Here is a 7,558-nt window from a genome sequence, read left to right on the forward strand (position 1 = left end):
CATCGGCCCGCTGCCGCCAGTCGGGGCCGTGCAGCCGCCGCATGAGGACGTCGTCGGCGTTGCCGGCCTGCACGCGGACGCTGATCCACCGGTCGGCCGGCCGCACCGGGTGGGTGATCCACCGCTCCCCGCGCACCAGCCGGGCGCCGGTGTCCATCACCCGCAACGCCAGGTCGGAGTCCTCGCGGAAGGCCCGGGGGAAGCGCTCGTCGAAGCCGCCGACGGCCGAGAGCGCGCTGCGCCGGTAGGCGAGGTCGGCGGTGATCCAGCTCGAGGTGGCCAGCCCGGCGGTGCCGCGCTCCCAGTCGGTGGGCCGGCGGTGGCTCGGCAGCGGCACGCGGACCCGGCCCTGGCTCCCGGCGACGTCGGGTGGCAGCCCCGACAGGTCGTCGGCCAGCTTCCGGTACCAGTCCGCGTCGGGGACGACGTCGTCGTCGAGGAAGGCGACCCACTCCGTACGGGCGCTGCGCCAGCCGAGGTTGCGGGCGCGGGCGGGCCCGCCGCCTCCGGTGCGCAGGACCCGGACCGGCGGCAGCCCGGGGCGCTCGACCCGCAGCGGCTCCCCGGTGCGGCGGTCGTCGACCAGGATCAGCTCGGCGGGGCGCGGACCGGGAGGGGACGCGAGCGCGTCGAGCAGCACGTCGAGCGAGGGCCGCCCGATCGTGGGCACCACCACGGTGCAACCCGCGAGCATGGTCGGGGCGTGCCCCTCCTCACAGGGGAGGAAACACTACGGGCTCGAAGCGTCCCGGAACCGCTGCGGGCCGTCAGCCCTGGCCAGGGTCCAGCGGGACGACGTCGTCGGCGTAGCCGAGGCGGGCGCCGGTACGCGCCTGCAGCTCGTCGCGGGACAGCCCGGCCACCATCTCGCGGACCACGAGCCCGTCGGGGACGACGTCGATGACGGCCAGCTCGGTGTAGATCCGGTCCACCACGGCCGCCGCGGTGAGCGGGAACGTGCACTGGTGCAGGATCTTCGGCCGGCCGTCCTTGGTCGTGTGCGTCATGAGGACCAGCACCCGCTTCGCGCCGACCGCCAGGTCCATGGCGCCGCCGACCGCCGGCGGGTGGCCGACCTCGTCGGTGGCCCAGTTGGCCAGGTCGCCCCGCTCGGACACCTGGAAGCCGCCCAGCACCGTCACGTCGATGTGGCCGCCGCGCATCATCATGAACGAGTCGGTGTGGTGGAAGTACGAGCCGCCGGGCACGAGCGTGACCGGCTGCTTGCCGGCGTTGATGAGCTCGGGATCGCCCTCGCCGGGTGCCGGGGCCGGGCCCATGCCGAGGATGCCGTTCTCGCTGTGGAAGACGATCTCCTTGTCGGGCGAGACGACGTCGCCGACGAGCGTGGGCATGCCGATGCCGAGGTTGACGTAGGCGCCGTCGGGGATGTCGCGGGCGACCCGGCGGGCCATCTCGGTCAGCGAGAGCCGGGGGCCGGTCATGCCGGCACCTCCACGACCCGGTCGACGAAGATGCCGGGGGTCACGACGCACTCGGGGTCCAGGTCGCCCAGCTCGACGAACTCGCGCACCTGCACGACGGTCGTCGTCGCGGCGGTGGCCATGGTGGGGCCGAAGTTCCGCGCCGCGGTGGAATAGACGAGGTTGCCCCAGCGGTCGGCCTGGCGCGCCTTGATCAGGGCGACGTCGCCGTGCAGCGGCTCCTCGAAGACGTGCCGCCGTCCGTTGATCATGCGCACCTCCTTGCCCTCGGCGAGCAGGGAGTCGGCACCGGCGGGGGTGAAGAAGCCGCCGAGGCCCGCCCCCGCCGCGCGCATCCGCTCGCTGAGCGTGCCCTGCGGCACGAGCTCCAGTTCGATCTCCCCGGCCCGGTAGCGCTCCTCGAACCAGATCGACCCGCTGGACCTCGGGTACGAGCAGATGATCTTCCGGACCCGGTGCTCACGCAGCAGAGCGGCGACGTCGCTCTCCCCGCTGCCGGCGTTGTTCGTGACCAGCGTGAGGTCGCGGGCGCCCTCGTCGAGCAGGGCGTGCACCAGTTCCACCGGGATGCCGGAGTTGCCGAACCCGCCGACGAACACCGTCGCGCCGTCCTCGATGCCGGCGACCGCCTCGGGCAGCGACCCGACCCGCTTGTCGATCAACTACGACTCTCCCTGCGCTCGGTCGGGCCCGCGCCCGGCTCCGCCCACTCTGCACCAGCCCCCCGCGGGGCCGCGGCTCAGGGCCGGTCGGAATCGATGCGGGTGCTGCCACCGCCCGCGCGCGGCGAGCCGCCGTCGTCGGCACCCCGCTCGGTGCCGTCGGCGGCCGCCACGCCCGCGGTGCCCTCGGGCTCGGCCCGCATCCCGGTCGCCTCCAGCTCGTCCTCGCCCAGGGCGGGCAGCCGGCTGCGGTTCCGCCGCCGCCGGATGCCGGCCACCGTGCTGACCACGACGACCAGCGCCATCACGGCGAACAGGCCGCCCGACAGGGGCCGGGTGACGAAGATGTCGAACGATCCCCCGGAGAGCAGCATCGACTGGCGGAAGGCGCGCTCGAGGATCGCGCCGAGCACGAAGGCGAGCACCAGCGGGCCCGGCTCGAAGCCGGTCTTCTTCATCAGCCAGCCGATGAGGCCGAACACCAGCACGACCCACATGTCGAAGACGTCGTTGTTGACGGAGAAGACGCCGGCCATCGTGATGAGCAGCGCGAAGGCGGCCAGGATCCCGGCCCGCACGCGCAGCAGCTGCACGAAGATGCCGACCAGCGGGATGTTCAGGGCCAGCAGCATCAAGTTGCCGATGAACATGGAGGCGATGACGCCCCAGAAGATCTCGGGGTTGTTGTCGATCAGCTGCGAGCCGGGCTGGACGCCGTTGAGGAGCAGCGCGCCGTAGATGAGCGCGAGGACCACGTTGGGCGGGATGCCGAGGGTGAGCAGCGGGATGAATGCCGCGGTGGACGACGCGTTGTTCGCCGTCTCCGGGCCGGCGACGCCCTCGATGGCGCCCTTGCCGAACCGACTCGGGTCCTTGGCGCGACGCTTCTCCACGCCGTAGGAGGCCATCGAGGAGATGACGCCGCCACCACCGGGCAGCACGCCGAGGACGAACCCGAGGACCGAGCCGCGGGCGATCGCGCCCGAGGAGTCCCGGAAGTCCTTGCGCGTGGGCCAGATGTTCTTGAGCTTGGACTTGAGGACCTCGACCTTCTCGGTCTTCTCCAGGTTGTGGAGGACCTCACCGACGCCGAACAGGCCCATCGCGACGGCCACGAAGTTGAGCCCGTCGAACAGCTCGATCTGGTCGTAGGTGAACCGGGTGGTGCCCGTGATGGCGTCCTGTCCGATGGTCGCCAGCAGCAACCCCAGCGCGGCCATGCACAGGCTCTTCACCGGGTGCCGCGTGCCCAGGTAGGTGACCAGCAGGATGCCGAAGGCCGTGAGCGCCACGTACTCCGGCGGCCCGGCCCGGACCGCCAGGTCGGCCAGCGGCGGGGCCAGCAGGACCAGGCCGACGACGGCGATCGTGCCCCCGATGAAGGAGCCGACCGCGGCGATACCCAGGGCCGGGCCGGCGCGGCCCTGCTTGGCCATCTGGTGGCCGTCGAAGACGGTCACCACCGAGGCGGCCTCCCCGGGCAGCCGCAGCAGCACCGAGGTGATCGTGCCGCCGTACATCGAGCCGTAGTAGATCCCGGCCAGCAGGATCACCGCGGTCACCGGCTCGAGCTCGTAGGTGATCGGCAGCAGCAGCGCGATCGTCGCCGTCGGGCCCAGCCCGGGGAGGACGCCGATGACCGTGCCGATCAGCACGCCCAGGAAGACGTACAGGATGTTGGTCGGATCCAGTGCGACGGAGAAGCCCTCGCCGAGGCCTTCGAAGGTGCCCATCAGCTGCCCAGCCCGAGCAGGACGTCGTCCGGGAAGGGCACGCCCAGGAGCTCCACGAAGACGAAGTGGAATGCCAGCGCGCCGACGACGGCCAGCGGCAGGGCCAGGCGCCAGGGCTCCTGGGCGAACAGTCGCAGCCAGACCAGCAGCATGAGCACCGCCGGCAGCACGAAGCCGAGCTGCTCGAAGAGGACGATGAACACACCCAGGCTGAGCAGGCCGAGGCCGATGCCGACGGTGCCGCGGGTCCAGGGCTCGTAGTCGGCGGGGTCGTCGATGACCAGCAGCACCGCGGCGGTCAGCGTGAGCAGCCCGGCGACGATGAAGGGCCACAGCCCCGGCCCCGGGGACCGCAGCTCACCCAGCGACAGGCTGTTGGCCTGCAGCATCGCCGTGATGCCGAACAGCAGCAGGAGGAGCGGCGCGATCCGGTACAGGTGCTTCGACATCGGTCTCCCGGTCGGTGCGGTGAGGGCCGGCGTGCGGCGGGACCCGGCGACGAACCGGGCCCCGCGGCGACGATCAGTCCTGCAGGATCGGGCCGTAGACGTCGACGATCTCCTGGATGCGCTCCTGGAAGGCATCGGTGCCGACGAACTCGTCGGGCACGTACTGCTCGCCCAGCCGTTCGATGGTGGCCTCGTCCTCCAGGCACGTGCTCACCGCGTCCTCGAGGGTGCTGATGATGTCGTCCGGGGTCTCGGCCGGTGCCGCGAGGCCGAACACCGAGACGCTGTTGGTCAGCTCGGGGAACCCGGATTCGGCCAGCGTCGGCGCGTCGATGTAGTCCACCGGCTCGGGGGTGCTGACGGCCAGCGGCACGAAGGCGCCGGTCTCGATGTTGTCCAGCACGTCCTGCGAGCTGTTGATGAAGACCGCGTCCACGTTGTCGCCCCGCAGCGCCGCGGTCATCTCGGCGTTGCCGGTGAACGGCACGAGGGTCAGCTCGACGTCGTACTCCTCGGCCATGCGCCGCAGCTCCATCGCCTGGGACGTCGTCGTGCCGGGGACCCCGACGTTGAGGTCGCCCGGGTTCTCCTCCGCGTACTGGAAGAACGCCTCCGCGTCGCTGAACTCGGAGTTCTCGCCGACCGCGAGCACGGACGGGATCTCGGTGACCGCCGCGATCGGGATGTAGTCCTCGTTGGTGTAGCCCACGTCCTCCCCCTGCAGGGGGTTGGTGGCGGTCGCCGGCACCGCGATCAGGGACAGCGTGTAACCGTCGCTCCCACCCGCCAGCATCGCCTGCATGCCGATGGAGCCAGAGGCACCTTCCCGGTTCTCCACGATCACGGTCTGCCCGAACTCCTCCTCCAGGCAGCTCCCGATGGTGCGCGCGGCGAGGTCGGTCGGGCCGCCGGCCGCGTAGGGCACGTAGAGGTTGATGTCGTCGTTCGGGTAGTCGGACGCGTCACCGCCGCCCGATCCACCACCCTCGTCGTCGCCGCAGGCGGCGAGGATCAGCACGGACGCCGCGATCAGGGCCGGTGCGGTCCGTCGGATGTGGGGCATGGTGGTCCTCCGGGTTGCTGGGCGTGCGGAACGAGTCGGGCGGTCTCGGTCAGCCGAGGATCGGTTCGTAGACCTCCTGGGTGCGCTCGAGGACCTCGGCCAGCTGGTCGGCGTCGCCGAACTCCTCCGGCACGTACTCCACGCCGATGCCCTCGCGAACCTCGTCGGATTCCAGACAGGAGCGCAGGGTGTCCTCGAGGGTCGCGACGACGTCGTCGGGCAGGTCCGCCGGGCCGGCGAGGCCGAAGGTGGAGCCCGAGAGCGTCAGACCCTCGAAGCCCAGCTCGGTGAAGGTCGGCACATCCGGCAGCCACTCCAGCCGCTCCTCCGACGAGGCGATGAGCGGGACGAAGGAGCCGGACTCGATGTTCTCGACGACGTCGGTGGAGGCGTTGATCAGGACGGCGTCGACGTTGCCGCCGAGCAGCGCGGCGGTCATCTCCGCATTGCCGTCGAACGGGACGACGGTGACCTCGACGTCGTGCTCGTCGGCGAGGCGCTGGAGCTCGATGCCCTGGGGCGTCGAGGCGCCGGGGACGCCGACGTTCAGCGTGCCGGGGTCGGCCTCGGCCGCCTCGACGAAGTCCTCCGCGGATGCGTACGGGGAGTTCTCGCCGACGGCCAGCACCGACGGCACCTCGGCCATGACGCCGATGGGGGTGATGTCCTCGTAGGTGTAGCCGACCTCGTTGGCCAGCGGGGTGAGCACCATCGTGCCGGCGGTGACCAGGGACAGCGTGTGCCCGTCGGGTTCGGCGCCGATGAGCTCGGTGGTGGCCAGGGCGCCCGACCCGCCCGGCAGGTTCTCCACGATCACCGTGGCATCCAGCTCGGACTCCAAGCAGCTGCCGACGGTGCGGGTGGTCAGGTCGGTGGGGCCGCCCGCGGCGTAGGGCACCAGCAACCGGATGTCCGCGCTGGGGTAGTCGCCCGAGCCGCCGTCGCCGCCGTCGTCCCCGCAACCAGCGAGCGCGCCGACCGCCACGAGCAGGAGCACCGGGGCACTGCACGGAGCCCGTCGCATCGCCGTCTCCTCCCGCGAACCTGCCACCCTCGTGTGACCGAGGTCACACCATGGAAGCACAGGTCAGCAACGCGGACAGCGTCGATCGGCAACGAAGCGGCAACGATCGGGACCGGTCCGTCCCGCGCCGGTCTCAGTGGCGGGAACGCGCCGCGGCAGAGACCCGGGCGAGGGCGTCGGTGACGACGACGGCGTCGTTCCCGAGCAGGGTGAGGAGGTGGGCGACGAGGTCGTCGTGGGTCTGCGCGGCCTCCTCGACCCGCTGCCGGCCGGCGGGGGTGAGCGTCGCGTGCAGCAGGCGCCGGTCGCTGTCGCCCCGTTCGCGCAGCACCAGGCCGTCGGCCACCAGCCGGTTCACGGTGCTGGTGACCCCGGGCCGCGACAGCCCCAGGGCCTCCGCGACCTCCCCCATCGAGGCCCGCTGACCCGGCGACTCGGCGATCCGCCGGAGCGCCTCGAAGCCGGTGAGGGAGATGCCGTGCTGCCGGTGCAGGGCCGAGTCCACCCGCCGGGTGATGCGGTCGTGCACCTGCACGATGCGCAGCCACGTCTCGGCGGGGCGGGGAGCGACTCCGGGAAGAGCGGCGGGATCCCGGGGGATCCCGCGCGCGAGCGCGTCCTCGGACCGTTGCACGGGGCGGGTCTCCCCTGATCCGGGAGCCCTGAAACCGCGTCCCGGGCGGGTCGCGCTCCGGCGGGTCGCGGACCGCTCAGGGGCGGTCGGGCCGGCGCCGCGCGCCGGCCGTCAGCGTCGCGATGCCGGTGGCGGCCAGCGCGGCTGCGGCGAGCAGCGGCACCAGCCCGGTGGTCTCGTCGGGCGCCTCGGCGACCGCGCCGGCCACCTGCAGCGGGACGTCGGTGACGCCGGCGGACCGGTCGCCCTGGACGCCGAGGGACGCCGGGCCGGGCGCGGTCCCGGCCGGGATCCGCACCTGCGCGGTGACCGAGCCGTCGTCGCCCGCGGTGGCCGAGGCCAGGCGCTCGCCGGTCGACTGCAGGGTGACCGTCACCTGCTCGCCCGGCACGAAGCCGTCCATCCGCAGGCGGATCGTGCCGCCGGCCGGGATCGCCTCGCTCGCGGCTCGTGCCTGCTGGTCGCCCGCGCTCGGCGGAGCGCCCGTCGAGGGCGTGCCCGACGGCGGCCGCTGGGACGACGGGGGGACGGGGGCCGTCGGCGGGGTG

The 7,558-nt window shown here is 72.6% G+C and carries 9 protein-coding genes; all 9 read right to left on the bottom strand.

Going from position 1 to position 7,558, the window contains the following annotated elements; genetic code table 11:
• Positions 1–694, bottom strand: a 694-nt coding sequence (locus BN344_RS07420; RefSeq protein WP_040337546.1) for a glycosyltransferase family 2 protein, incomplete at its 3' end; no start/stop codon positions are given.
• A 73-nt stretch (positions 695–767) separates the two neighbouring features.
• On the bottom strand, positions 768–1,445 hold the full coding sequence (locus BN344_RS07425) for a 3-oxoacid CoA-transferase subunit B (protein ID WP_040337547.1): 678 nt from the start codon (positions 1,443–1,445) through the stop codon (positions 768–770).
• Positions 1,442–2,107: a 3-oxoacid CoA-transferase subunit A gene (locus BN344_RS07430; RefSeq protein ID WP_040337548.1), complete on the bottom strand. Its 666-nt coding sequence runs from the start codon at positions 2,105–2,107 to the stop codon at positions 1,442–1,444. The genes BN344_RS07425 and BN344_RS07430 overlap by 4 nt, the downstream gene beginning before the upstream one ends.
• A gap of 77 nt (positions 2,108–2,184) precedes the next feature.
• Entirely contained in the window at positions 2,185–3,840 is a 1,656-nt protein-coding gene (locus BN344_RS07435) for a tripartite tricarboxylate transporter permease (RefSeq protein WP_040337549.1), read from the bottom strand.
• Positions 3,840–4,289 carry a tripartite tricarboxylate transporter TctB family protein gene (locus tag BN344_RS07440; protein WP_040337550.1) on the bottom strand — a complete coding sequence of 150 codons (450 nt, stop codon included), beginning with the start codon at positions 4,287–4,289 and terminating at the stop codon, positions 3,840–3,842. The genes BN344_RS07435 and BN344_RS07440 overlap by 1 nt, the downstream gene beginning before the upstream one ends.
• Before the next feature lie 73 nt (positions 4,290–4,362).
• Positions 4,363–5,352, bottom strand: coding sequence for a Bug family tripartite tricarboxylate transporter substrate binding protein (locus tag BN344_RS07445; protein ID WP_040337551.1), 990 nt, complete (start codon positions 5,350–5,352; stop codon positions 4,363–4,365).
• 49 nt (positions 5,353–5,401) lie between these two features.
• Complete coding sequence (locus tag BN344_RS07450; protein WP_040337552.1) at positions 5,402–6,376, bottom strand: tripartite tricarboxylate transporter substrate binding protein; 975 nt, start codon at positions 6,374–6,376, stop codon at positions 5,402–5,404.
• A 133-nt stretch (positions 6,377–6,509) separates the two neighbouring features.
• Positions 6,510–7,010 carry a MarR family winged helix-turn-helix transcriptional regulator gene (locus tag BN344_RS07455; protein WP_040337553.1) on the bottom strand — a complete coding sequence of 167 codons (501 nt, stop codon included), beginning with the start codon at positions 7,008–7,010 and terminating at the stop codon, positions 6,510–6,512.
• 76 nt (positions 7,011–7,086) lie between these two features.
• Positions 7,087–7,558: hypothetical protein (locus tag BN344_RS07460; protein ID WP_208091979.1), on the bottom strand; the 472-nt coding region annotated here is incomplete at its 5' end.

The organism is Candidatus Blastococcus massiliensis AP3, assembly GCF_000582785.1.
Lineage (GTDB): Bacteria > Actinomycetota > Actinomycetes > Mycobacteriales > Geodermatophilaceae > Blastococcus > Blastococcus massiliensis.